Source organism: Streptomyces sp. NPDC041968, from assembly GCF_055589025.1.
In genome coordinates, this window is sequence record NZ_JBVJCB010000014.1 from 20,678 (window position 1) to 43,747 (window position 23,070).

The following is a 23,070-nucleotide window of genomic DNA, read 5'->3' on the forward strand; positions in this document are numbered from 1 at the left end:
AAGGCCTCCACAGGGCAGCCACGGTGCGCGCCCCCCTCGATAAACTGCCGCCGGGCAGCGCACCGAGTTCAAGGAGACCCCGATGCCGGCACACGACCCGTCCGTCCGCGGCTCCGTCGGCGCGGCCGGGGCGGCGGGTGCGGGCGGGAGGGGCGGGGCCGGCGATACGCGTGACCCGGCCGCACCGGCGCCGGTACGCCAGGTGCTGTCCGACAGCGTGTACGAGGACATCAAGGCCCGGGTGATGGACCACGAGATCGCCCCGGGCGCGCGGGTCGGCATCGAGGCACTGGCCCGTACGCTCAACGTCTCACCGACGCCCGTGCGCGAGGCGCTGGCCCGGCTGGAGGCCGACGGCCTCGTCGTCAAGCGCTCCCTGTCCGGGTACCGGGCGACGGCCCTGCTGACCCGCCGGGGAGTGGAGGAGCTGTTCGAGATGCGGCTGCTCCTGGAACCGCGTGCCGCCGCGCTGGCCGCGCTGCACGCCGACGAAGGGCAACTGGACGCCCTGGAGGAGACGCTGGAGGCCATGCGGGCCCACCCCGGCCCCGGCGGGCCCTACGCGTCGTACCGCGATTTCGCCGCCCTCGACCAGCGCTTCCACGAGGTCGTCGCCGGGGCCGCGCGCCGGCCGCTGCTCGCGGACGCGGTGGAGCGACTCCACGCGCACCTGCACATCTTCCGCCTGAACAGCTCCCACGACGCGGGCGATCCGACCCCGGACGAGCACGAGCGGGTGGTGCGGGCGATCCTGCGCCGCCGGGCCGAACGCGCGGCCGAGGCCATGGCCGAACACCTCACCCGCAGTCTGGAGCGCCAGCTCGGTCGGCTGGAGGGATGACGGGCACGGCAGGGGCGGTTCCGGGTGTCGCCCGCCCGGCGGGCGCACCGTCCAGGCGGTACACGCGCGTCGCGGTGCCGGACCGCACCTCGGCCCGTCCGGCCGGGTCCAGCTCCGCAGCGAGGTCCCGTGCCGAGGCGACGACCTCGCCGTAACGTGCGGCGAGGGTGCACACCGGCCAGTCCGAGCCGAACATGACGCGTCGGGGGCCGAAGGCATCGAACACGGTGTCGGCGTACGGCTTGAGGTCGGCGACCGTCCACGACGCCCGGTCGGCCTCGGTCACCATGCCGGACAGCTTGCACACCGTGTTCGGCAGAGCGGCCAGTTCCCGCACCCGTCCCGCCCAGGGTTCCCGTGCCCCCGACGCGATCGGCGGCTTGCCGAGATGGTCCAGGACGAAGGTGAGACCGGGCACGGCGGCGGCCGCGCGGGTCGCCGCGGGCAACTGGTGCGGCCGCACCACCAGGTCGTAGACGAGTCCGGCGGCGGCGACGGCACGCAGGCCGCGCAGGACCTCCGGACGGGTCAGCCAGTCGGGGTCGGGCTCCCCCTGGACCTGGTGGCGGACGCCGCGCAGGAAGGCGCCCCCGGGCAGCGAGGCGAGCCGGGCCAGTTCCTCGGCGACACCGGGCGCCGTCAGATCGGTCCAGCCGACGACCGCCGCGATCAGCTCGCTGCCCGCGGCCAGGGCCAGCAACTCCGGTGTCTCCTCGGCCGCGTTCACCGTCTCCACCAGCACGGTGGCCGTCACCCCCGACGCCCGGGCCTCGGCCTCCAACTCCGCCGGCGCGAAGGACCGGCGGAGTGGCGCGAGCCCGGGGCCGTCCAGCCACGCCTGGTCGCGTACGGCGAGGTCCCAGAGGTGGTGGTGGGCGTCGACGACGTTCACACCCCGCCCCCTGTCGGCACCGGAACCCCGCCGCCCAGTAGCCCCTGGACGCGCAGACCGTCCCACAAGGCCCCTGGGACCGGCCCGCGGTACTGCGCGACGGCGTCCCGGACCTGGTCCGCGGAGCGCGCGCCGACGAGCACCGAGGCGACCGCGGGGTGCCCGAAGGGGAACCGCAGCGCGGCGCGACGCAGGGGCACGCCGTGCGCCTCGGTGGCCTCGCGCAGCCGCTCCGCCCGGCGCAGCACCTCACCGGGCGCCGGAGCGTAGTCGTACGTGGCCCCGGGGGCGGGGGCCGCCAGCAGCCCGGAGTTGAAGACGCCGCCGACGATCACACTCCGGCCCCTCGCGCCCGCGGCGGGCAGCAGCGTCTCCAGCGCACCCTGTTCGAGCAGGGTGTAGCGGCCGGCGCAGAGGACGGCGTCCACGTCCGTGTCCGTCAGGAAACGCGTCAGCATCCGGCTCTGGTTCATGCCCGCGCCGATCGCCCGGACCACGCCCTGCGACCGCAGCTCCTCCAGCGCCGGATAGGCCTCCCGGAACGCCTGCTCCTCGTGCCCGTCGGGGTCGTGGAGCAGGACCAGGTCCACGCGGTCCGTCCCGAGGCGGCTGAGACTGTCCTCCAGCGAGCGGCGTACACCGTCGCGGCTGAAGTCCCACCGCCGCCGGTGGGTGGCCGGCCCGGCGAAACCGTGCGCCAGGTCGTCGCCGCCTCCGTCGTACGGGTCGAGCACCCTGCCCACCTTGGTGGACAGGGTGTAGCTGTCCCGGTCCTTGGTGCCGAGGACCGCGCCCAGCCGGCGCTCCGACAGGCCGAGGCCGTAGTGGGGGGCGGTGTCGAAGTAGCGGACGCCCGCGTCCCAGGCGGCCTCCACGGCGGCCGCCGCCTCGTCGTCGCCCACCTCCTCGTACAGACCGGCGATCGCGGCGGCGCCGAAACCGAGTGCGGTGACGGGGACCTGGCCGCGGCCCAGGGTCCGAGCCGGCAGCGCGCCCGCCGCGGCACCCCCCGCCGTCACCGTCCCTCCGGGCGCATCCGCAGTCCCTGCATGCCGCCGTCCACGGCGAGGGATGTGCCCGTGACACCGGCCGCGGCCGGGCTCGCCAGGTACACGATCGCGGCGGCCACCTCGACGGCGGAGATCAGGCGGCCCACGGGCTGGCGGGCGTCGAGCGCGGCCCGCTCGGCGGCGGGGTCCGCCGCCCGTTCGAGGAGGCGACCCACCCACGGGGTGTCCACCGTCCCGGGGTTCACGCAGTTGACGCGGATGCCCTCGCGGACGTGGTCGGCCGCCATGGCGAGGGTGAGCGCCTGCACGGCGCCCTTGCTCGCGCTGTACAGGGCGCGCTGCGGGAGTCCGGCGGTGGCCGCGATCGAGCACGTGTTGACGACGGCCGCGTACGCGGAGGCGCGCAGGTGGGGCAGGGCGGCCCGGGTGGTCCGGACGATGCCGAGGACGTTGACGTCGAGGACCCGGTGCCACTCGGCGTCGTCGTTGTCCTCGACCGTGCCCGTGGCCCCGATGCCGGCGTTGTTGACCAGGATGTCGATGCCGCCGAGGGCGTCGGCAGCGGCGGTGACGGCGGCGCGTACGGAGGCGTCGTCGGACACGTCGGCGACGTAACCGCGCAGCGGCCCGCCGACCGGGGACGGGTCGAGGTCGAGCACGGCGACGTCGGCGCCGCGGGCGACCAGCAGGTCCGCGGTGGCCCGGCCGATGCCGGAGGCGCCGCCGGTCACCAGGGCCGTGCGGCCCGACAGTTCGCTCATGTGCGGAGGTCCTTCCCCTGACCGGCGAGGTCGGCGGCCCAGAAGGAGCCGTCGGGATAGCGGTACGTGCTGATCGTCTCCGGGCGCATCCGGGACGAGAAGCCGGGCATCGTGGGCGCCGTGTAGTGACCGTCGGAGACGACCGCGGGATCCTCGAAGTGCTCGTGCAGGTGGTCGACGTACTCGATGACCCGGTCGTCGGTCGTGCCGCTCAGGGCGACGAAGTCGAACATCGCCAGGTGGCGCACCAGTTCGCACAGGCCGACGCCGCCCGCGTGCGGGCAGACCGGGACGCCGAACGCGGCGGCGAGCAGCAGCACGGCCAGATTCTCGTTGACGCCGCCCACGCGTGCCGCGTCGATCTGCAGCACGTCGATCGCGTCGGCCTGCAGCAACTGCTTGAAGACGACGCGGTTGTGCACGTGTTCCCCGGTGGCGACCTTGACGGGTGCCACGCCCCGGCGTACGGCCGCGTGACCGAGGACGTCGTCGGGGCTGGTGGGCTCCTCGATCCAGTACGGATCGCTGTCGGCCAGCGCGTTGGTCCACTCGACGGCCTCGCCGATGTTCCACCGCTGGTTGGCGTCGACGGCGATGCGGACGTCCGGGCCGACCGCCGCGCGGGCCGCGCGCAGCCTGCGGACGTCGTCGGCGAGGTCGGCACCCACCTTGAGCTTGATCTGCGTGAAGCCGTCGGCGACGGCCTGCTTCGCCAGCCGCACGAGCTTCCGGTCGGAGTAGCCGAGCCAGCCGGGGGAGGTGGTGTACGCCGGGTACCCGCGGGAGAGCAACAGCGCTTCGCGGTCGGCGGCGCCCTCCTTGCCCGCGCGGAGCAGCGCGACGGCGTCCGCACGGCTGAGCGTGTCCTCGATGTAGCGGTAGTCCACCTGGTCGGCGAGCCATTCCGGTTCGGCGTCCGAGAGGAGCTTCCACACCGGTCGGCCGGCCCGTCTGGCCGCCAGGTCCCAGACGGCGTTGACGACGGCGCCGACGGCCATGTGCATCACGCCCTTCTCGGGGCCCAGCCAGCGCAGTTGGCTGTCACCGTTCAGGGCCCGGCTCACCACTGCGGGGTCGGCGCACACGGTGTCCACGGACAGACCGACGACGTGCTCGCGCAGCGCGGCGACGGCCGCCGTCTGCACCTCGTTGCCGCGTCCGATGGTGAACGCGAAGGCGTGTCCCTCCAGCGGGCCGCCCGGACCCGGAGCCGCGTCGGTACGCAGGACGACGTAGGCGGCTGAGTAGTCGGGGTCGGGGTTCATCGCGTCGGAGCCGTCGAATTCGCGTGAGGTGGGGAAGCGGATGTCGACGACCTCGACGTCCGTGATGCGCGGCGTGCGGTTGCTGTCCATCGCCCTCTTCACGCGTCCGGTCCGACGCCGACGGTCCCTCACCTCACCGCCGGGACGCCCCACCGGATCCCATAGGATTCAGTTGTCGTGATGCTCGGTCAGAGTCCGTCCCCACGTCAAGGCCCGTGCCAGGATCACCGCCTTCGAGCCCCGGGCGGACGCAGGATCATATAGGAACGCCGCATCCGACACGAGGCTCTGCACGGTGCCTACGAAGCCGCGTGGGCGGAGGGGACCGGGGTGCGCGCACCCTTCCCGGCAGGCGGGCGGCCAGGGCGACCGCGGTGCGGGCCGCGGGCAGGGTCATGATCCCGGCGACACTGGTCCGGCCGGCGAGGTAGGCGTCGAGACGGCGCCACGCCAGGGGCAGGCGGGTCAGGGCGGTGTGGATCACGCCGGGAGTGCGGGTGAAGAGGTCCGTCAACGCGCTGCTGGCGCGCATCCCGGCGCCGAGGACCACGTCGACACCAGGGAGCGCAGGTAGTCCCGCTTGGCGTCGCTGTCCGCGGTGGCCCAGACCTCCGCGCCGCAGATCCGCGCGAGGTTCACCGCGGCCAGATCGGTGCCGCCGCTCGCCGAGTGGATGAGCACCTTCTCGCCGGGCCGGAGCCGGGCCCGGTGCCGCAGGGCGTACCAGGCGGTCAGGCAGGCGCACGGCAGGGCGGCGGCGTCCCGCGTGCTCGTCCCGTCCGGTACCGGCAGGACGCACGCGGCGCGCACGGTCGCGTGCGACGACATGACGGCCGCCTGGGCACCGTCGACGCACATGGCGGCCACCCGGTCGCCCTCGCGCACCTCCCGGACGCCCTCTCCGACGGCGGTGACGACACCCGCACCGTCGAACGCGCTGACCTCGGGGCACTCCTCGCCGGCGGTGAAACGCTGGTACACGCCCATGGCCTGGAGCACGTTGGTGAAGTTGACGCCGGTGGCGTCGAGACGGACCTCCACCTCGCCCGGCCCGGGGCCGGCGGGGGTCTGGGCGACGAATTCGAAGGAGTCCAGGTCGCCGGGGCGCGCGAGGCGCAGTGCCACCCGGTCGTGTTCCCGGTCGGCGCTCGTCATCTCCCCCTGCCGACCGGCCGGTTGGACGGCCGTGCCGTGCCGTCCGCACTGCCGACGTCTCACGTTCCGTGACCGCCCCGTGACCGCCTCGTGCGAGGATGTGGCCCGTGACCGCTTCGTCCTCCCTGCCCGCCACCGATGGCGCGCCGCGCAGTCGCGGTCTGGGCCCCCGCACCGCTGCCGGGTTGGTGTTCGGGTCCTCGGCCGCCGTGCTCGTGGTCGAGATCGTCGCCCTGCGGCTGCTGGCTCCCTATCTCGGTCTCACCCTCGAGACCAGCACCATGGTGATCGGGATCGCCCTCACCGCGATCGCCCTCGGCTCCTGGCTCGGTGGGCGCCTCGCCGACCAGGTCGATCCACGTCGGCTCATGGGTCCCTGCCTCGGGCTCTCGGGCGTGGTCGTGGCCCTCACCCCCGCGGTGCTGCGCACCACCGCGGAATGGGCACCGGCGGCGCTGCTGCTGATCGCGTCGCTGACCATCCTCGTGCCGGGCGCCCTGCTGTCCGCGGTGACGCCGATCGTGACCAAGCTGCGCCTGACCAGCCTCGCGGAGACCGGAACGGTCGTCGGCCGGCTGTCCGGCGTCGGAACGGTCGGCGCCATCGTCGGCACCGTGCTGACCGGCTTCGTCCTCGTGTCGCGCTGGCCGGTCAGCGGCATTCTGATCGGTCTCGGAACCCTGCTGGTGCTCGGCTCGGCGCTGGTCGGGTGGCGCACCCGCGGGTGGAGCGGCACCCCCGCCCTGGCGCTCGTGGTCCTGGCCGGCGGCCTCGCCGCCGTCGTCGCGCCCGGCGGCTGCGACACGGAGACCAAGTACCACTGCGCGCGGGTCGTCGCCGATCCCGGCCGGGACGGCGGACGCACCCTTGTGCTGGACGGCGTGCGGCACTCCTACGTCGACCTCGACGATCCGACCTACCTGAAGTTCGCGTACGTGCGCGCCTTCGCCGCGGTGGTCGACGCCGCGTTCCCCGGGGAGGAGCCGCTCGTAGCCCACCACTTGGGCGGGGGTGGGCTCACCTTCCCCCGGTATCTCGCGGCCGAGCGGCCCGGAACGCGCAGCCTGGTGTCCGAGATCGACGGCGGGGTCGTGCGCGTCAACCGCGAGCTGCTCGGTGCGCAGCCGCAGGCCGGCATCGACGTGCGCACCGAGGACGGCAGGCTCGGCCTGCGGCGACTGGACACCGGCAGCCGTGACCTCGTCGTCGGGGACGCCTTCGGGGGCGTCAGTGTGCCGTGGCACCTCACCACGGTGGAGGCGATGACGGACGTCCGGCGGGTGCTCGACGAGGACGGTCTGTACGTCGCCAACCTGATCGACCACGGCGACATGGCCTTCGCCCGCGCCGAAGCGGCCACCTTGGACGCGACCTTCGACCACGTCGCCCTCGTGGGCGAACCGGCCGACATCGGCCTGGAGTCGACCGCCGCGTCCGACGGGGGCAACCTGGTGCTCCTCGCCTCCGGCCGGCCGCTCGACCCGCGCGCGGTGCGGGAGGCGCTGGACGCCCGGCGGACCGGGTGGAAGATCGTCACCGGCGGTGCCCTCAGCGCCTGGACCGGCGACGCCCGACCGCTCACCGACGACCACGCGCCTGTCGACCAGCTTCTCCAGCCCATCGGTTCGGGGGAGTGAGCGGCCGAGGGCGCCGAACCCGACAGCGCACGGGCCCCGGACCCCGTCGGCGTGCGGGGGCTCTCCCGGGCGCCACGGGTGTCCGATTGTCGCCCGTCCGCGGTAAATGCCTGGACTGCCGTCGTCGCGCGACGGGAGACTTCTGACTCCCAACCTCGGGAGTGTGATGGCGACAAAAGACACCCAAAGGCCGACGCCGGGCAGGAGCGCGGTGGTTCTCGCGCTGCGCCACTACGGCATGGAACTGCTGCGACAACGACGAACGGCCCTGCCCGCCCTGCTGCTTCCGGCCGTGGGGAACATCGGCATCCGCTACGTCGCCCCCCTGCTCGTCGCCAAACTGGCGGGCCAGGCCGCCGACGGCGGTATCACCCTCGCTTCGGCGCTGCCGTACGTCCTAGGGTTCGGTGCCGTGCTGCTGCTCGCCGAAGCCGTGTGGCGCATCGGGCAGCACTGCCTGAACCGCGTCGACGCCTGTGGCGCGGAACACCTGTACGTGCTCGGCATGGACGAACTCCTCGCCAAGGACGCGGCGTTCTTCCACGACAACTTCGCCGGCTCCCTGACGAAACGGGTGCTGAGCTTCGGCAGGCGCTTCGAGGACTTCGTCGACACCCTGACGTACCGGATCATCGGCAGCCTCGTGCCCCTGCTGTTCGGCGCCGTCGTGCTCTGGCACTACGAACCGCTGCTCGTCGTCGGCCTGCTCCTGATGATCGCACTGACGGTGGTGGCCGCCGCGCCGCTCATCCGCCGCCGGCAGGCCCTCGTCAACGAGCGCGAGGTGGCGGTCGCCCGGGTCTCCGGACACGTCGCCGACAGTCTCGTGAACATGGAGACCATCCGGGCGTTCGCGGCCGAGCGCCGGGAGGCCGACGAACACCGCAGCCGCGTCGCGGAATCGCGGCGCCTGACGCTGAAGTCGTGGGACTACGGCAACCTGCGCGTCGACACGCTGGTCGCCCCCATGTCCGTGCTGACGAACGTGCTGGGCCTCCTGGTGGCCATCGCCTTCGCCGGGTCGGGCCAGGGAGTGGAGGGGATCGTCGTCGCCTTCACCTACTACTCCAACGCGACCCAGATCATGTTCGAGTTCAACCAGATCTACCGGCGTCTGGAGAGTTCGATGACCGAGGCCGCGCAGTTCACCGAGCTGCTGCTGGCACCTCCCACCGTGCTGGACCCGGCCGACCCCGAACCCCTCTCACCGGGGGACGCCGGCATCCGCTTCGAGGCGGTGACCTTCGCGCACGCCGGAGCGAAACCGATCTTCCGGGGCCTGGACCTGGACGTTCCCGGCGGCGCACGGGTCGGGCTCGTCGGCAGGTCCGGTGGCGGCAAGACGACCCTCACCCGGCTCCTGCTGAGGATGGCGGACATCGACGCCGGCCGCATCCTGATCGGCGGCCAGGACATCAGCCGGCTCCGCCAGGCCGAGCTGCGCTCACTGATCGCCTACGTGCCGCAGGAACCGGCGATGTTCCACCGCACCCTGCGGGACAACATCGCCTTCGCCCGGCCCGGCGCCACCGACCGGGAGATCCACGCCGCCGCCGCGGCCGCGCACGTCACCGAATTCGCGGAGCAGCTCCCGGAGGGCTTCGCCACGCTGGTGGGGGAGCGCGGGGTGAAACTGTCCGGCGGCCAGCGCCAACGGGTCGCACTGGCCAGGGCACTGCTGCGGGACGCCCCGGTCCTGCTGCTCGACGAGGCGACCAGCGCGCTGGACTCGGAGAGCGAGCTCCTCGTCCAGGACGCTCTGTGGCGGCTGATGGAGGGACGTACGGCCCTCGTGGTCGCCCACCGGCTGAGCACCGTGGCCGGTATGGACCGGCTGGTCGTGCTCGACCACGGCAGCGTCGTGGAGCAGGGCACCCACGCGGAACTGCTCGCCTCGGCGGGTGCCTACGCCAAGCTGTGGCAGCACCAGTCGGGCGGCTTCCTCGGCGAGAGCGCCGACCCGGAACCGGACGAGGTCCCGCCCGTGGGCGCTGTCGTCGGCCTGCCGGCACCGCCCGGGCCGCCGCCCGGCACCGGCCGCCCCAGGGCACCCCGGGCCGGCTCCGGTCCCGGAGCGGTGTGACCGGACGGACCGCACCGGCACCGGGCAACTCCCGTCCACGCGGATGTGTTTGACGTTCACCCGGACAGGCATGAACCGGCCAGGACGGGCAACCAGATGGGAACCGGAAGAGCAAAGGAAACCAACCGCATCAGTTGGGGAGAAAAACGATGTCGTCCTACAGCCGAACGAGCGCGCACAAGACGAGCCGTACGAGCGGACTGGCCATCGCGGGACTGGTCTGCGGCATCGTCGGCCTGTTCCTGCTGCCGATCATCCTGGGCCCGCTGGCCATCATCTTCGGCGCCGTCGCGCTGCGTCAGACCGGCTCCATGATGGCGAAGTGGGCCATCGGCCTCGGAGTGGTCGACATCATCCTCATGATCGTCATGTTCACCGTGGCGGCCAACAACGGCGGTAGCTTCACCTGGAACGTGGGCTGACCCAGGCCCTTCCGGCCGCACCCACGCCCCGCACCCGCCCCGGTGCCGCCCGCCCGCCAGACCGACCTCGCCCGGCCCAGCGCCCGGCCCGGATCGGGAGACGGCGCGGGCGGGCCGGGGCGGACGCGTGTGCTGTGCGGGGGACTGTGATCCCGGGCCTCGTCCCGACCTCCGCTCCGGTACCCGCCGGCGGACTTGCGGGCGGCGGTGCGCGCGAGCACGGTGGAGAGATGGGTGGTAAGGACGGCCCCACGCTCATCTCGTCGGTCCAGCGAGCCTTCCGGCTCATGGAAGCCGTGGGTGCGCACGAGGGCGGCGTCCCGGCCAAGCAGCTGGCACGCGAGACCGGGCTGGCGCCGGCCACCACCTACCACCTCCTGCGCACGATGGTGCACGACGGCTACGTGCGCAAACTCGACGACGGCACGTTCGTCCTCGGCGAGAAACTGGGCGCGCTGCACGGAGGGAGCCGCGAGCAGGCGGCCCTCAGCAGGGTCCGTCCGACCCTCACGGAGCTGCGCGACGGACTGTCGGCCGCGGCCTACCTGACCTTCTACGAGGACGGTGAGATCCGGGTCGCGGAGATCGTGGACGGCCCGAAGGCCCCACGCGTGGACCTGTGGGTCGGCTTCGAGGACGCGGGACACGCCACGGCGCTGGGAAAGTGCGTGCTGCGCGACCTGGACGCGGAGGCCCGCGCCGACTACCTCTCCCGTCACGCGCTCAACGATCTCACCCCGCGCACCATCACCTACCGCGCGGAACTGCTCCGACGCCTCGACGCCGCCGCACAGGCGCCCGCCGTCACCGATGTCGAGGAGTACGCCCTCGGCACCGCGTGCGTGGCGGTGCCCGTCCGCCAGGGCGACACCATCGGCGCGCTCGGCATATCGGTGCGGGCCGGCCGCACCGACCGCCTCGAAGCCGCCGTGACGCGACTGGTCGCGACCGCGGAGCGCGTGTCCCGCGGACTCTCGCTCACCATCTGAAAACGGGGCCCTTGTGACCGGGCCCCCGTGACCCGTCTCCTGGAGGGAACGGATGCAGCCGGCGATGTGAGGGACAGATACGTGTGTGAGCAGGGCCTCGTAGGACCGTACGGATCGGTCGGATGCCGCGTGACGAACGGCTGGACCGTCGTCGACGCCAGTGGCGAGATCGACATCGCCTTCGCCCCCGTCGTGCGGGCCGCGGTGGTCCGGCTGCTGGCCGACGGCCATCGGCACTTCGTCCTGGACCTGTGCGGTGCCCCGTTCCTGGACTCGTCCGGGCTCGGCATGATCGTCGCGGTCACCAAGCACATCCGGGCCCGTCACGGCTCGCTGCGCATCGCCTGTGGCGACGAGCGGCTGCTGCGCGTCTTCTCCCTCGGCGGACTGCGCTCCGTCTACTCCTTCCACGACTCCGTGGACCGGGCCACCGCACAGCCCGCCGGAGCCGAGGAGCTCGCCGACTGGCCCCGCCCGCGTCACTGACCTCCGCGCCGTCCGCGCCACCGCGTCGAGCCCCCTCGGGCCGTGTGCGCGACGCGTGGGAAAAGAGGCGGGGATGACGTGCGGTGACAGGAGCCCGTGCGGGTAAGCGCTCGGAACCTGAGAGAGTAGGCGTATGGATATCGATCGCAGGAACAATGTCACGATCACCGGTAACCCCGAAGGGCGCACGGTGGTCCTGGCGCACGGGTTCGGCTGCGATCAGAACATGTGGCGGCTGACGGTGCCCGCACTGGCTCGCGACTACCGCGTGGTGCTCTTCGACTACGTGGGCTCGGGCCGCTCGGACCTGGCCGCGTTCTCCGAGGACCGCTACGGAACGCTGGACGGCTACGCCCGGGACGTGGTGGAGGTCTGCGAGGCGCTCGACCTGCGGGACGCCGTGTTCGTGGGGCACTCGGTGAGCGCGATGATCGGCGTACTGGCGGCCGCGATGGTGCCGGAGCGGATCGGGGCGCTGGTCATGGTCGCGCCGTCCCCCCGCTACGTGGACGACGAGGATTACCGGGGTGGCTTCAGCGCCGAGGACATCGACGAGCTGCTGGCGTCCCTGGAGTCGAACTATCTGGGCTGGTCGGCCGCCATGGCACCGGTGATCATGGGCAACGGGGACCGGCCCGAGCTGGGTGAGGAACTGAAGAACAGCTTCTGCGCCACCGACCCGGACATGGCTCGTGTCTTCGCCCGCACCACGTTCCTGTCGGACTCGCGGGACGACCTGAAGGCCGTGACGGTGCCGACGCTGGTGCTGGAGTGCACCCAGGACGCCATCGCTCCGCGCGAGGTCGGCGCCTTCGTCCACCAGGCGATCTCGGGCTCGGAGCTGGTCACCCTCGACGCCACCGGGCACTGCCCGCACCTGTCCGCCCCGGAGGCGACCAACGAGGCGATCGTCGAGTTCCTCGAGCGTCTCCAGTGATGTGCCGCACGGACCAGCAACCCGACCCGTACGACCCCGAGAACCCGGACGCGGCGGGTGCGGTGTTCGCGTCGTTGCTGGAGGACAGCGCCGAGGAGCTGTACGAGAGCGCGCCGTGCGGGTACCTGTCCACGCTGATGGACGGCGTCATCGCCAAGATCAACAGCACGCTGCTGGACTGGCTGGGACTGGAGCGGGAGCAGGTCGTGGGCCGGATGCGGTTCACGGACCTGCTGACCGTCGGCGGCAAGCTCTACCACGAGACGCACTTCGCGCCGCTGCTGCGTATGCAGGGGGAGATCAGCGGGGTGGCGCTGGAGCTGAAGCAGACCGGCGGCGGCCGCATACCCGTGTTCGTCTCCTCCGCCGTCAAGTACGGCAGCACCGGCGAGCCCCTGCTGATCCGCACCACCGTCTTCGACGCCCGGGACCGCCGGGCCTACGAGCAGGAGCTCCTGCGAGCCCGCAAGGCGGCGGAGGAGGCACACAAGGAGGCGGAGGCCGATCGCGCCCGGCTGCAGGACGCGCTCGCCGTGCTCCAGCAGTCGCTGCTGCCGGCCACCCTGCCGCCCGTACCCGGTGTGGAGGCGGCCGCGCACTACCGCACCGCCTCGCCCGACCGGCTCGGCGGTGACTTCTACGACCTCTTCCCCATCGACGGCAAACGCTTCGCCTTCTTCCTCGGCGACGTGTGCGGAAAGGGGCCCCAGGCGGCCGCGGTCACCTCCCTGACCCGCTACACCCTGCGCGCCGCCGCTGTGCACGACCCGGACCCCGTCTCCGCCCTGACGACGCTCAACCAGGTCCTGCACGAGCGTTACACCGGCGGTGACCCGCGCTACTGCACCGTCGTCTTCGGCGTCCTCGACCCCGATCCCGCCACCGGCCAGGTCAGCGTCCACATCGGCTCCGGAGGGCATCCCCCCGCCCTCGTCCTGCGTGCGGACGGGACGGCGGACTTCCTGCCCACCCCCGGCGGCCTCCTCGTGGGCGTCCTGCCGACCGCCACCTTCGTCACCGCCACGACCGTCCTCGGTCCCGGGGACTCCCTCGTCCTGTACACCGACGGTCTGACCGAGGCCCGCACCGGCGAGGACCGCAACAGCCTCTTCGGGGACGAGGCCCTGCTCGACTTCGCCGCCGGCCACGCCGGCGAGTCCCCGCAGGCCGTCCTGCACGCCCTGACCGGCCTGCTGGACGGTTTCGGCGACGGCCTCGACGACGACACCGCCCTCCTCACGCTGGGTGTCCCCGCCCCTGCCCCGCAGACCCGAGTCACCGAATGAGCCCCGTGAAGATCACCACCCGAGACGCCCCGGCCGGGCCCGTGCTGTCGATCTTCGGCGACCTCGACTACGCCACCGCCGGCCGGCTGCGTGAACTGCTCACCACGCTCACCCTCCGGCCGGGCCAGCTCCTCGTCCTGGATCTGGCCGGCATGGAGTTCTGCGACTCCAGCGGAATCACCGCCCTGATCGTCGCCCGCAACCACGCCCGGGCCGTCCGGGCCGACGTCGCCCTGGCCGCCGTCCCCGACCACACCCTCCGCGTGCTGCGCATGGTCGGCCTCGACCAGGTCTTCGGACTCCTTTCCGACAGCGACGCGGCCTCTCGGCACTGACCGGTCCGACACCCCGTAGCGCGGCCCGCTCCAGGCCTCTACTCTGGCGCCGTGACGACTCAGGTGATCGTTCTCAACGGTGGCTCCAGCTCGGGGAAGTCCGGGATCATCCGGTGCCTGCAGGCGGTCCTGCCGGATCCCTGGCTCGCCCTGGGAACGGACACGCTGGTCGAGGCGATGCCCGCGTCCATGCAAAGGTCGGACGGCGGGATCGAGTTCGCGGCGGACGGCTCGGTGCTCGTCGGTCCGGCCTTCCGGACCATGGAACGGGCATGGATCGAAGGCGTCGCAGCCATGGTCCGAGCCGGCGCCCGGGTCATCGTCGACGAGGTCTTCCTCGGCGGCGCGGACTCCCAGCGCCGGTGGCAGGACGCCCTGGGCGGACTGGGCGTGCTGTGGGTCGGTGTCCGGTGCGACGCCGCGGTGGCCGCGGGACGTGAGGTCGCACGAGGCGATCGGACCGTGGGCATGGCGGCCTCCCAGGCGGAAGCGGTCCACCGGGGCGTGAGCTACGACCTGGAAGTGGACACCACGCACACCGAGGCCATGGCGTGCGCGCGGACCATCGCCGCCCGGGTCGAGTGATCGACAGTCGGCGGCCCTGACGCAGGGTCCTGGGGCCCGGTGCGCACGAGGGCAGGCGCTCGGCACGAGTCCTGTGCCGAGCGCCTGCCCTCGTGCCGGTCCTGGCCGGTTCAGATGCCGCAGGTGGGCGCCGACCAGTACGGCGACGGGTCGAAGGCCACGTGGGTGTGGTCGTTGTGGCCGGGGTAGCCCGGGCCGAGGATCTCGGAGAAGCCGTGGGTCCTGGACTGCTGGGCGAGCCGGCACAGGGACGGCGAGCCGACCAGGTCGGCCGCGTCGCCGTACAGGTGACGGCTGGTGGCGGACCCGCCGACCGCGTTGTTGCACGCGCGGGAGCGGAAGCCGCTGGAGACGGTGAGGGGCACGTCGCCCAGGGCGTGCCGCATCGCCTCCAGCTTCCACATGGTCTTCAGCGCGTTCGCCTTGGCGGTGGCCGCGGAGACCGCGCCGCCGGACCAGTCGGAGTTGCACTTGTTGAGTTCGGCGTAGGTGAAGTGGACGGGTGTGCAGTCGGCGTCCTGCAGGGAGTAGATCTTGCTGAAGGTCGCGGATCCGGCGACCCCGTCCGCAGACAGGCCGTACGCGGCCTGGAACTTCTTCACCGCGGCGGCCGTCCGCGCGCCGTACTGGCCGTCGTAGGAGAGTCGTTCACCGGAGGTCACCCACCCGGCTACGCGGATCTGGAGCTGGGTCACGTCGCTGCCCGAGGACCCTTGGGAGAGGGTGCGGTTCCACGTGTAGCAGGAGTCGGCGTGCGCGGTGCCGGCGGTGGCGCCCACCCCGATCACCGCACCGGACGTGAGCATGACAAGAGAGAGAAGCAGGCGTGACACGCGTCTGATCATCCCGGCCTCCCGACCGTTGAGTCGACAACAACCGAAGCCCAGCGTGGGGCAACGAGCTACGCGCGTCAACGGCGCCGCCGGGAAAGGAGATCCCCGTCCCGGCGGCTGGCCGTGAACACCGCCGCCGACGGGTTCAGTAGTTGCGCCACTCGTCCAGGACGTACTCGAGGACCGCGGGGTCCATCAGCGTGCTCGGCCGTACGTCGGCGCGACGGCGGTCGACGGGGAACACGGTCGCCGCGCGCAGGACCGCGTCGTCCAGGTAGCGCAGCTTCGGGACGTCCGCGGCGAGCCTCAGCGGAGGGGGAGCGGTGCCGTCGGCGGCGAGCACGAAGCCCCAGTTGCCGAAGCTCGGCACGTCGACCTGGAACTCCGTCGTCGCGTACCCCGCCGCCTCGATCGTCTTCGCGATCGACCAGTACGTCTTCGGGGCGAAGAACGGCGACCCGCTCTGCACCATGACCTTGCCCTGCGGCTCCAGGACCCGGCCGAGCAGATGGTAGAACTCCACCGAGTACAGCTTCGCCAGCGACGCCGAGTCCGGGTCGGGGAAGTCGATGATCACCGAGTCGTACCGCTGCCGCGCGTCGCGCAGCCAGGTGAAGGCGTCGGCGTTGACCACCTCGACCCGCGGGTCCTCCAGTGCGTCGCCGTTCAGCTCGCGCAGGGGCTCGTAGGTCCGGGCCAACCGGGTCATGGCGGGGTCCAGTTCGACCAGGGTGACGTGCTCGACGTCGTCATAGCGCAGCACCTCGCGCAGCGCGAGCCCGTCACCCCCGCCCATGATCAGTACGTGGGAGCGGCGGCCCGACAACGCGGGGTGGACCAGCGACTCGTGGTACCGGTACTCGTCGACCGAGCTGAACTGGAGGTCGCCGTTGAGGAAGAGCCGCAGGTCGGGGTCGCCGGTGAAGGCGGTGGCGCGGGTGATCACGATGTCCTGGTACTGCGTGGTCTCGGAGTGCACGATGGGGTCGGCGTACATGTGCTGTCGCGCCGTGACCTCCAGGTCGTCCGCCAGCACGTACGCGGTGCCGAGCACGGCGAGCACCGCGGTGACGCCGGCCAGCAGGCAGGCCCGCACCGCGCGACGGGTCTCGCGCCGGAAGATGAACACCACGACGATGACGCCGGCGACGGCGTTGACCGCGCCGACCACCAGCGCGCCCTTCAGCTGGCCGAAGGTCGGGAGCAGGAGCAGGGGGAAGCACAGGCCGCCCACGAGGGCGCCGATGTAGTCGACGGCGAACATGTCGGCGACGGCGCTGCTCGCCTCCTGCCGGCGGATCCGCTGGAGCAGGGTCATCAGCAGCGGGATCTCGGCACCGATCAGCAGGCCGATCACCAGGGACACCAGGATCATCGCGGGCATGTAGAGCTGGAGCCAGGCGAAGGCCGCGTACAGCCCGAGGACGGACAGGCCGCCGATCAGGGCCAGGGCCCCCTCCAGCACGGCGAACGCGACGACGGCGTGGTCGCGGAACGGCTTCGCGGCCAGGGAGCCCAGGCCCATGGCGAAGACCATGACGGAGATGACCACGGAGGTCTGGAGCACCGAGTTGCCGATGAGGTAACTGCCCAGTGCGGTCAGGGCCAGTTCGTAGACGAGGCCGCAGGCCGCGCAGAGGAAGACGGCGAGCAGCAGGAGGAACCGAGCCCCCCGGGTCGGACGGCCGGCCGGGGGGCTCTGAGGCGTCGCGGTGTCGCGGTCGCCGAGGGCGGTGGAGCTCATGGGTGCGGTCCTAGGAGAGGGCCGCGCCGACCATGAAGGCGGTGCCCAGATACATGCCGGCCTGGACCCAGGCGGCGGGGTGCGGGCGGTCGTCGCCGTCCTCCAGGGCGACGGCGCCCATCTGACCCGGGGTGAGCATGCCGATCACGATGCCGACCAGCGTCATCACCAGGACGCCTGCCAGGCCGTAGAGGAGCGTGCTGAGCAGGCCCTGGCCCAGTCCCCTCTCCGACTCGCTCGCCCGGATGGCCTCCATGATGACCAGACCCACCGCGACGGACTGGCTGCCCAGCAGCACGGCCGCCCCGCGGTTGCGATCCCGCCACACCACGTGGAAGAGCTTGCCGGGGGTGACGAGGTCGAGGGCGACGAAGCCGACGGCCATCACGGCGAGGCCCACGACCCCGTAGAGCAGGGCCTGGCCGGCCGACTCGAATATCTCGGTCACTGGGTTGCCTTTCTGGGGGCGTTGTCAGGGTGGGGAGGCGCTGTCGCGCGCCGGTGTCACTTGCCTTCGCCGGGGCCGCCGCCGCGGTAACTCTGGCTGTTCGGGTTCGGCCAGTTGACGAGGTGCTGCTGGTGACGCCGGTAGCCGTTGCGGTAGTCCTCGATCTCGATGAGGCTGCCGCCCCGGTACGGCGAGACGGTCACCATGTCGTCGCCGTAGCGCAGGAAGCGCATGCCGCCCCCGGAGGACCGGTCGAGGGCCTTGCGGTGCTTGTGGATGGCGTCGGAGACCCGGGACGGGGAACTGTCCTTGTCGATCCACCGGGACCCGCTGACGGTGTAGGTGTCGCGGATCCAGGAGCGCGGGACGCCGTCGTCCCCGTCGCTCGAACAGGCCGAGAGCAGGAGCGCGACCAGCGTGGCCGCCACCGCTCCGCGGACGAGTCGGGCGCTGTTCATCGGGCCTCCAGCCGGGTGTGGGTCGATACGATGTGCCCGTCCTGCGGATAGGTGTGCCAGGTGCGCCACGCCAGTCCGGCAGGGGACGGCTCGGCGGACGCCTCGACGACCACCGCCGTCACCGCCTCGGGCGAACCGGGGAAGACTCCGCACAGGCTGTGCTCGGCGTCGGCGACCCGGTCGAGGATCCCCGCCACCCGCGTGCTGAACTCGACGGGGCCCAGGCGGGCGGTGGTGGCGCCGAAGCCGTAGGACCAGCCGGCCAGCTGCCGGGTGTGCCGGGCGGGCAGCCCCCGCACGGCCCGTGGCAGACAGGCCACCGTCTCCCGCACCGGCCCGGCGAAGACCTGGTGCGAGGCACCGAGCAGTCTCATGCGTACGGCCAGTCCCCCCACGAGCACCTCACGTTCGGCCAGCGCAGGCCGTTCGGTCAGGTCCAGTGAGAAGCAGAGCTGGTCCGCGGCCGTGTCCAGATAGGGAGCTTGCAGAGATACAGCGTGCACGCGGCGCGGCCCCCCGGTCCGATATTGCTATGAGCGGCGCTGAGTATGGCACATGAGGGCGAGGGGCCGGTCGGTGGGGCCCTCACGATGCGCGTCCGGCGGGCGCACCGCGCGCCCGGGGAGGGAGCAGGCCGCGCTGCCGCTCCGCCGTGCGCGCCGCCGGTGAGGCGTCCGGGCTTGCGTCCTCATTGCCGAGGGCCTGGCCACCCGCCGACTCCGTACAGGGGGTGGCCGGGCACTCGGCGGCGACGCCCGGTCCCGCGGTCCGCGCCGGCGTCGCGGGGGTCACCGTTGACCGGGTGGGTGACGCCGCGCCGGTGGCCGTCGGCCGCCCGAACCGCCCCTACTTCCCGGTCTCGCGGGAGAGCAGGTGCAGGGCGCGCAGCGTGGCCTCCAGGGCGAAGCGGTGGTCGGGGTCGGCGAGGCGGTCGCCCAGGAGGGCGTCCAGGTTCCGCAGGCGGTAGCGCACGGTCTGGGCGTGCACGCCCAGCATCTCGCCCACCTGCTCCGCCGGCGCGCGCGTCGAGACGTGCACGCGCAGGGTCTCCACGAGCCGGTCGCGGCGGCTGGCCGGCAGCTGCTCGATGGGGGCCAGTTCCGCGGCCGCGAGATGGGTGACGAGCGCCGGGTCCGACAGCAGCCACAGGGTCACCAGGTGGTCCTCGCAGCGGACCACGGGGGCGTCGGCCACCACACCCTCGTCGATCAGCTTGAGCACACGGCGGGCCCAGCGGACGGAGTCGGCCGCCTGGGCCAGCGGCACGGTCAGCCCCAGTACGGCGTGCGCGCCCGCCAGGGCGGCGTCGAGCATGGCCAGCCGCTCGGGGGTGAGGGCTCCGGGTATCAGCAGGTGCGGATGGGGGATGTCCAGGTCGAAGAGGACGTCGTCGGCCAGCCCGGCCTGCAGGTGCTCGGGGAGCGGCGGGCGCAGGGCGACCAGGGTGACGTCGGCGGGCAGCGGCCAGGCGGCCGCCTCGCAGAGCCCGGACAGGGCCTGCGGGAGCGGCGGTCCGGTGAGGATGAGGTGGAGGAGCCGTCTGCGCTGTGCCGGCACCTCGGACGAAGCCCGCGACTGTACCTCGACGTAGCCCTCGCGGGAGATCTGCTCCAGCTCCTCGACGTAGGCGAACAGAGCGTCGGCGAAGGCGAGTATCAGGGTGGGGGAGAGCCGGTACTGCTGGCCCACGGCCCTCGCCCGGCGCAGCGCGATGCGCGCGCCGAGCCGGTACGCCCCCTGGAGGGTGTCCAGTTCGCGGCCCTCGTACGCTTCCACGCGGCCGAACCTGCGCAGCAGTTCGTCGCGGAGCGCGGCGTTCTTGCCGGGATCGGCGACGCGGTCCACGAACGCGTACAGGGCCTGCTCGACGCCTTGGCGGATGGCGTCGGCGTTGGGGCCGTTGAGCAGCCGCCCGTACACCGGGTAGGCACGGGTGACCTCGGCGCCGATCTCCTTCATCAGGCCGGGTAACTCGGGCCGCATGAAGGCGGCGAACTCCTTGGGGAGCGGTTCTAGCGGTTCACCGACTTCCGGCGGCCGCGTGGTTGAAGGCATGAGTGCCGTCCCTTGCTCTCCGGTGCCCACGGTGCACCGGTCGTGTGCCCCGGTCCTTCACGAAGGAGGCACACGACCGGACTTGACGTGATGTGTGGCTGGGCTGCTGAAGCTAAATCAAGTTCGTTGGGACGTACACAGTCTGTGCACATTTAGGTGCGGTGGGACGCGGCGGGGCTCCCGGTACGGCTGGGAATCGCCGTCCCGCGGCCATTACTCGACGGCGGAGTGCCAGTTCCGCGAGAGGTGCTTGCCCGCGTCGGGGGCCACCGTGCCGGGGGCGTTCAGGCCGGCGAGGTGGGTCTGGGCGTTGTTGAGCGTCAGGCTGTTGTTCCCGGCGGCGGAGGGCAGCCCGGTCTTGGCGTTGACCGCGGCGTCGATCAGACCGAACAGGCCCAGCCCGCAGCCGCTGGCACCGGGCACGGCGAAGGAGCTGTCGTTCTGCGTGGCCCCGGTGAGGTTGATGCGGCTCATCTCGCCGTCCTCGGCGACCGTGCCGTCACCCCGGAAGAACGACATGCCGAACTCGGGGAACTGCCGGTTCTCCGGGCGCAGCACGATCGGCTTGGCCGCGGTGCCGATGTAGCACTTGCTGCCGAGGAACGGGTTCTCCAGGTGGATGCGGACCGGGATGGCGACGATCGGCTGGTCGGTCAGGATGCCGGCGGTCTGGTCGAAGTCGTAGGGGGCGCCCACGGACTCCACCGTCGCAGTGATCTTGTTGAGCGTGCTGTTGCTGAGCTGCTCGCAGATGGCCGTGATCGCGGGGATGTTGCTCGGGCACATCAGCCCCAGCAGTCCGCCGGGGACGGTCGCGGAGTCGGCGACCAGGGCACCGCCCGCGGGAGCCACCACGGTGCTGGTCCCGTCGGAGTTCTGGACGACGCCGATCTGGAGGTTGGTCCTGCCCGTGGTCACGGTGGTCTTGCCCAGCTTGATGGAGCCGCTCGGCGAGGTGGAGACCACACACTGCGGGGTGCGGGCCAGACCGTCGGCGGCCAGCATCGCCGGCGCGTCCACGGGGCAGCGGGTGAAGGGCGCCCACTCGCCGTTGGGCACGGCGGCCGCCGCCGCGGTCGCGGTGCCCATGGAGGCGAAGGCGCCGAGGGCGGTACCGAGGGCGGTGGCGGTGGTGGCGACTCTGGCGCCGAGGGAGAACCGCATGATGAGGCCTTCCGTGTCAGGGGATGGGAGGGTGCGGGCGGAGCCGCACGTGAAAGGGTGCGGACGGATCCGGGGACGGGGCGGTACGGCGCGAGGGCGGTCAGCGCTCGGCCACCGGGATCTCCAGGGGCTGCCGGTCGGGGGTGCACTCGTCCGGGTTGGGCTGCTCGGCCCAGACGTAACAGGCCTGCCCCTGGATCTGCTTGACGTAGTTGCCGGGGCCCGAGACGGAGGCCGTGAGCAGGCGGTCGAGGTTCTCGCCCCCCGCGGTGCCGCAGCCCGTGAAGGCCGGGATGGTGACCTCGCCGGTCAGCGGACCGCCGGAGAGCAGCAGGTAGCCGGTGGCGGGTTCGCCGGTGACCTGTTCACCCCGGCCGTGCAGGACCAGGTGGTCGCCGGGGAACTTCTCCGGGTCCGGTTCCGGCGAGACGAGGGACGTCCTCGTCCGGCACCCGGTCCCCACGTCCAGCGGGGTTCCGTTCACCTTCAGGGACGTCACACGCAGCACGACCGGTGCGCGGACGTAGGTGTCCGTGCTGGTGAAGAGGAAGTCGGTGGTGCCGTTCGAGTCGATGGTCATCGGACCCGTCTGCTCCAGCACCATCGTGGCGGTGGTCGGAGTGAAGTCGAAGGTCAGGAAGGTCGCCTGGAAGGGCGGGGTCTCCTTGCGCTGCTGGTAGTACAGGTCCGCGGTGGAGTGCTGCCTGATGTAGGCGCCGCTGAAGTCCGGGAAGAACTCGAACTCGGGCTCGCCCTGGGTGATGAGCGTGCAGAACGGCGGGACCAGCGCGGCGCCGTCGAGCTTGTTCACGTTCGAGTAGCCGGTGATGTAGGCGTTCAGGGACATCGGGCCGGCCGGGTGCTTGTCGTCGTACTTGCAGGGCGGTGCCTTCCGCTCGGCGGCGGCGCCGTCCGGCGCGGGCTCGGCGACCTTCGGGGCGCGTTCGCCCTGGCGCTCCGCCGGTTCGTCCGTCGGTTCTCCCGGCGTACCGGAGGCGGAGGGGGATCCGGAAGGCGATCCGCTGGGGGTGCCCGCGGGGCCTTCCTCGTCCGTGCCGACCTGGACGGTGGCCAGCCGTCCGCCGTCCGGGGCCTCGTCGGCGAGGGTGCAGTCGACGGTCACCGAGCCGGGATCGGTGGAGCCGCCGTCCGACGTGGTCAGGGCCAGGTCCAGGGCGAAGCCACCGGCGGTCATGGTCAGTTCGCCCGTCCCCTGGCCGGTCACCGAGGGCACGTCCCCCGTCGCGGTCAGCGTCAGCGGTCCGGTCGCGGTCAGTTGCGTCGGCTCCGTGCCGCCGCGCCACGTCGCCTCGGCGGTGGCCTCGCCCTGCGCCACGCCGACCGAGAGCCGGGTCGTGGCCCGTACGCCGGAAGCGCCCAGTGCCGTGAGGTCCGCCACCGCCGGCTCCGGCAGTTCGACGGTCGTGGTCACGTCCGAGGGCTCGATCGGCTCACCGGGCGCCACCCGCTCGGGGAAGGCCGCCGAGACCTCGACCGTCGCGGGCTGCTGCCCGGAGGGGAACAGGCACGTGTACGGCAACGCGGCATCAACCTCCTGCGTACCGGCCGCCCCCGCCGCCGCCGGCACGGTGGCCGCCAGGACGACGAACGCGGCGATCGCCGCGCTGCGGGCACGGCTGCGGACCGTCCGTCGGACGGCGGTACGGGGGCCTGTCATCTCTCA

Annotated in this window: 23 protein-coding genes; 10 read left to right on the forward strand and 13 right to left on the reverse strand. The window is 72.4% G+C overall.

Going from position 1 to position 23,070, the window contains the following annotated elements:
- Positions 1–82 precede the first annotated feature (82 nt).
- The gene (locus ACZ6EG_RS29065) at positions 83–841 is read left to right on the forward strand and encodes a GntR family transcriptional regulator (RefSeq protein WP_469608925.1); all 759 of its coding nucleotides are present in this window, start codon (positions 83–85) and stop codon (positions 839–841) included.
- Here ACZ6EG_RS29065 and ACZ6EG_RS29070 read toward each other — a convergent pair.
- The 5 genes from ACZ6EG_RS29070 to ACZ6EG_RS29090 all read right to left on the reverse strand — a co-directional run bounded on the left by ACZ6EG_RS29070 (position 798) and on the right by ACZ6EG_RS29090 (position 5,924).
- A complete protein-coding gene (locus ACZ6EG_RS29070; protein ID WP_469608928.1) occupies positions 798–1,733 on the reverse strand; it encodes an amidohydrolase family protein in 936 nt (311 codons plus the stop codon). The genes ACZ6EG_RS29065 and ACZ6EG_RS29070 overlap by 44 nt on opposite strands.
- Positions 1,730–2,722, reverse strand: a complete 993-nt coding sequence (locus tag ACZ6EG_RS29075; protein ID WP_391971610.1) for an aldo/keto reductase — start codon at positions 2,720–2,722, stop codon at positions 1,730–1,732. The genes ACZ6EG_RS29070 and ACZ6EG_RS29075 overlap by 4 nt, the downstream gene beginning before the upstream one ends.
- A 26-nt stretch (positions 2,723–2,748) precedes the next feature.
- Positions 2,749–3,504: an SDR family NAD(P)-dependent oxidoreductase gene (locus tag ACZ6EG_RS29080; RefSeq protein ID WP_391971594.1), complete on the reverse strand. Its 756-nt coding sequence runs from the start codon at positions 3,502–3,504 to the stop codon at positions 2,749–2,751.
- A complete protein-coding gene (locus ACZ6EG_RS29085) occupies positions 3,501–4,859 on the reverse strand; it encodes an enolase C-terminal domain-like protein (protein WP_391971593.1) in 1,359 nt (452 codons plus the stop codon). The genes ACZ6EG_RS29080 and ACZ6EG_RS29085 overlap by 4 nt, the downstream gene beginning before the upstream one ends.
- A 420-nt stretch (positions 4,860–5,279) precedes the next feature.
- The gene (locus tag ACZ6EG_RS29090; protein WP_469608932.1) at positions 5,280–5,924 is read right to left on the reverse strand and encodes an alcohol dehydrogenase catalytic domain-containing protein; all 645 of its coding nucleotides are present in this window, start codon (positions 5,922–5,924) and stop codon (positions 5,280–5,282) included.
- Between the two features lie 98 nt (positions 5,925–6,022).
- Here ACZ6EG_RS29090 and ACZ6EG_RS29095 point away from each other — a divergent pair, with 98 nt between their 5' ends.
- From ACZ6EG_RS29095 to cpt, 9 genes are all read left to right on the forward strand, one after another.
- Positions 6,023–7,561 carry a fused MFS/spermidine synthase gene (locus ACZ6EG_RS29095; RefSeq protein ID WP_469608935.1) on the forward strand — a complete coding sequence of 513 codons (1,539 nt, stop codon included), beginning with the start codon at positions 6,023–6,025 and terminating at the stop codon, positions 7,559–7,561.
- Positions 7,562–7,727: 166 nt separating this feature from the next.
- Positions 7,728–9,644 (forward strand): ABC transporter ATP-binding protein, encoded by a 1,917-nt coding sequence (locus ACZ6EG_RS29100; protein ID WP_391971590.1) that lies wholly within the window; start codon positions 7,728–7,730, stop codon positions 9,642–9,644.
- A gap of 149 nt (positions 9,645–9,793) precedes the next feature.
- Entirely contained in the window at positions 9,794–10,066 is a 273-nt protein-coding gene (locus ACZ6EG_RS29105) for a DUF4190 domain-containing protein (RefSeq protein ID WP_356610330.1), read from the forward strand.
- Positions 10,067–10,296: 230 nt separating this feature from the next.
- The gene (locus ACZ6EG_RS29110) at positions 10,297–11,055 is read left to right on the forward strand and encodes an IclR family transcriptional regulator (RefSeq protein ID WP_356610331.1); all 759 of its coding nucleotides are present in this window, start codon (positions 10,297–10,299) and stop codon (positions 11,053–11,055) included.
- 129 nt (positions 11,056–11,184) lie between these two features.
- Complete coding sequence (locus ACZ6EG_RS29115) at positions 11,185–11,541, forward strand: STAS domain-containing protein (protein WP_391971589.1); 357 nt, start codon at positions 11,185–11,187, stop codon at positions 11,539–11,541.
- A 133-nt stretch (positions 11,542–11,674) separates the two neighbouring features.
- The gene (locus tag ACZ6EG_RS29120; RefSeq protein WP_391971588.1) at positions 11,675–12,478 is read left to right on the forward strand and encodes an alpha/beta fold hydrolase; all 804 of its coding nucleotides are present in this window, start codon (positions 11,675–11,677) and stop codon (positions 12,476–12,478) included.
- Positions 12,478–13,764, forward strand: coding sequence for a PP2C family protein-serine/threonine phosphatase (locus ACZ6EG_RS29125; RefSeq protein WP_391971587.1), 1,287 nt, complete (start codon positions 12,478–12,480; stop codon positions 13,762–13,764). Before ACZ6EG_RS29120 ends, ACZ6EG_RS29125 begins: the two co-directional genes overlap by 1 nt.
- Positions 13,761–14,099, forward strand: a complete 339-nt coding sequence (locus ACZ6EG_RS29130) for an STAS domain-containing protein (RefSeq protein WP_391971586.1) — start codon at positions 13,761–13,763, stop codon at positions 14,097–14,099. Before ACZ6EG_RS29125 ends, ACZ6EG_RS29130 begins: the two co-directional genes overlap by 4 nt.
- Positions 14,100–14,150: 51 nt before the next feature.
- Entirely contained in the window at positions 14,151–14,684 is a 534-nt protein-coding gene (gene cpt / locus ACZ6EG_RS29135) for a chloramphenicol phosphotransferase CPT (protein ID WP_391971585.1), read from the forward strand.
- A gap of 110 nt (positions 14,685–14,794) precedes the next feature.
- On the opposite strand, the gene ACZ6EG_RS29140 is transcribed toward cpt, so the two are convergent.
- The 8 genes from ACZ6EG_RS29140 to ACZ6EG_RS29175 all read right to left on the reverse strand — a co-directional run bounded on the left by ACZ6EG_RS29140 (position 14,795) and on the right by ACZ6EG_RS29175 (position 23,064).
- The gene (locus ACZ6EG_RS29140; protein WP_391971584.1) at positions 14,795–15,529 is read right to left on the reverse strand and encodes a D-Ala-D-Ala carboxypeptidase family metallohydrolase; all 735 of its coding nucleotides are present in this window, start codon (positions 15,527–15,529) and stop codon (positions 14,795–14,797) included.
- A gap of 133 nt (positions 15,530–15,662) precedes the next feature.
- A complete protein-coding gene (locus ACZ6EG_RS29145; RefSeq protein WP_391971583.1) occupies positions 15,663–17,261 on the reverse strand; it encodes a polyamine aminopropyltransferase in 1,599 nt (532 codons plus the stop codon).
- Positions 17,262–17,271: 10 nt separating this feature from the next.
- Entirely contained in the window at positions 17,272–17,709 is a 438-nt protein-coding gene (locus ACZ6EG_RS29150) for a DUF350 domain-containing protein (RefSeq protein WP_356610338.1), read from the reverse strand.
- Positions 17,710–17,765: 56 nt separating this feature from the next.
- On the reverse strand, positions 17,766–18,167 hold the full coding sequence (locus ACZ6EG_RS29155) for a DUF4247 domain-containing protein (protein ID WP_383635649.1): 402 nt from the start codon (positions 18,165–18,167) through the stop codon (positions 17,766–17,768).
- Positions 18,164–18,670: a DUF2617 family protein gene (locus ACZ6EG_RS29160; RefSeq protein WP_391971582.1), complete on the reverse strand. Its 507-nt coding sequence runs from the start codon at positions 18,668–18,670 to the stop codon at positions 18,164–18,166. The genes ACZ6EG_RS29155 and ACZ6EG_RS29160 overlap by 4 nt, the downstream gene beginning before the upstream one ends.
- Before the next feature lie 343 nt (positions 18,671–19,013).
- A complete protein-coding gene (locus ACZ6EG_RS29165; RefSeq protein WP_391971581.1) occupies positions 19,014–20,222 on the reverse strand; it encodes a PucR-like N-terminal domain-containing protein in 1,209 nt (402 codons plus the stop codon).
- 213 nt (positions 20,223–20,435) lie between these two features.
- Positions 20,436–21,386 (reverse strand): hypothetical protein, encoded by a 951-nt coding sequence (locus ACZ6EG_RS29170; RefSeq protein ID WP_356610342.1) that lies wholly within the window; start codon positions 21,384–21,386, stop codon positions 20,436–20,438.
- 100 nt (positions 21,387–21,486) lie between these two features.
- Entirely contained in the window at positions 21,487–23,064 is a 1,578-nt protein-coding gene (locus ACZ6EG_RS29175; RefSeq protein WP_469608946.1) for a DUF6801 domain-containing protein, read from the reverse strand.
- Positions 23,065–23,070: the final 6 nt, after the last annotated feature.

Coding starts and splice junctions, on each gene's coding strand:
- ACZ6EG_RS29065 (WP_469608925.1), top strand. CDS start 83: ATGCCGGCACACGACCCGTCCGTCCGCGGCTCCGTCGGCGCGGCCGGG.
- ACZ6EG_RS29080 (WP_391971594.1), bottom strand. CDS start 3,504: ATGAGCGAACTGTCGGGCCGCACGGCCCTGGTGACCGGCGGCGCCTCC.
- ACZ6EG_RS29085 (WP_391971593.1), bottom strand. CDS start 4,859: ATGGACAGCAACCGCACGCCGCGCATCACGGACGTCGAGGTCGTCGAC.
- ACZ6EG_RS29090 (WP_469608932.1), bottom strand. CDS start 5,924: ATGACGAGCGCCGACCGGGAACACGACCGGGTGGCACTGCGCCTCGCG.
- ACZ6EG_RS29095 (WP_469608935.1), top strand. CDS start 6,023: ATGTGGCCCGTGACCGCTTCGTCCTCCCTGCCCGCCACCGATGGCGCG.
- ACZ6EG_RS29100 (WP_391971590.1), top strand. CDS start 7,728: ATGGCGACAAAAGACACCCAAAGGCCGACGCCGGGCAGGAGCGCGGTG.
- ACZ6EG_RS29105 (WP_356610330.1), top strand. CDS start 9,794: ATGTCGTCCTACAGCCGAACGAGCGCGCACAAGACGAGCCGTACGAGC.
- ACZ6EG_RS29110 (WP_356610331.1), top strand. CDS start 10,297: ATGGGTGGTAAGGACGGCCCCACGCTCATCTCGTCGGTCCAGCGAGCC.
- ACZ6EG_RS29120 (WP_391971588.1), top strand. CDS start 11,675: ATGGATATCGATCGCAGGAACAATGTCACGATCACCGGTAACCCCGAA.
- ACZ6EG_RS29125 (WP_391971587.1), top strand. CDS start 12,478: ATGTGCCGCACGGACCAGCAACCCGACCCGTACGACCCCGAGAACCCG.
- ACZ6EG_RS29130 (WP_391971586.1), top strand. CDS start 13,761: ATGAGCCCCGTGAAGATCACCACCCGAGACGCCCCGGCCGGGCCCGTG.
- ACZ6EG_RS29140 (WP_391971584.1), bottom strand. CDS start 15,529: ATGATCAGACGCGTGTCACGCCTGCTTCTCTCTCTTGTCATGCTCACG.
- ACZ6EG_RS29145 (WP_391971583.1), bottom strand. CDS start 17,261: ATGAGCTCCACCGCCCTCGGCGACCGCGACACCGCGACGCCTCAGAGC.
- ACZ6EG_RS29155 (WP_383635649.1), bottom strand. CDS start 18,167: ATGAACAGCGCCCGACTCGTCCGCGGAGCGGTGGCGGCCACGCTGGTC.
- ACZ6EG_RS29165 (WP_391971581.1), bottom strand. CDS start 20,222: ATGCCTTCAACCACGCGGCCGCCGGAAGTCGGTGAACCGCTAGAACCG.
- ACZ6EG_RS29170 (WP_356610342.1), bottom strand. CDS start 21,386: ATGCGGTTCTCCCTCGGCGCCAGAGTCGCCACCACCGCCACCGCCCTC.
- ACZ6EG_RS29175 (WP_469608946.1), bottom strand. CDS start 23,064: ATGACAGGCCCCCGTACCGCCGTCCGACGGACGGTCCGCAGCCGTGCC.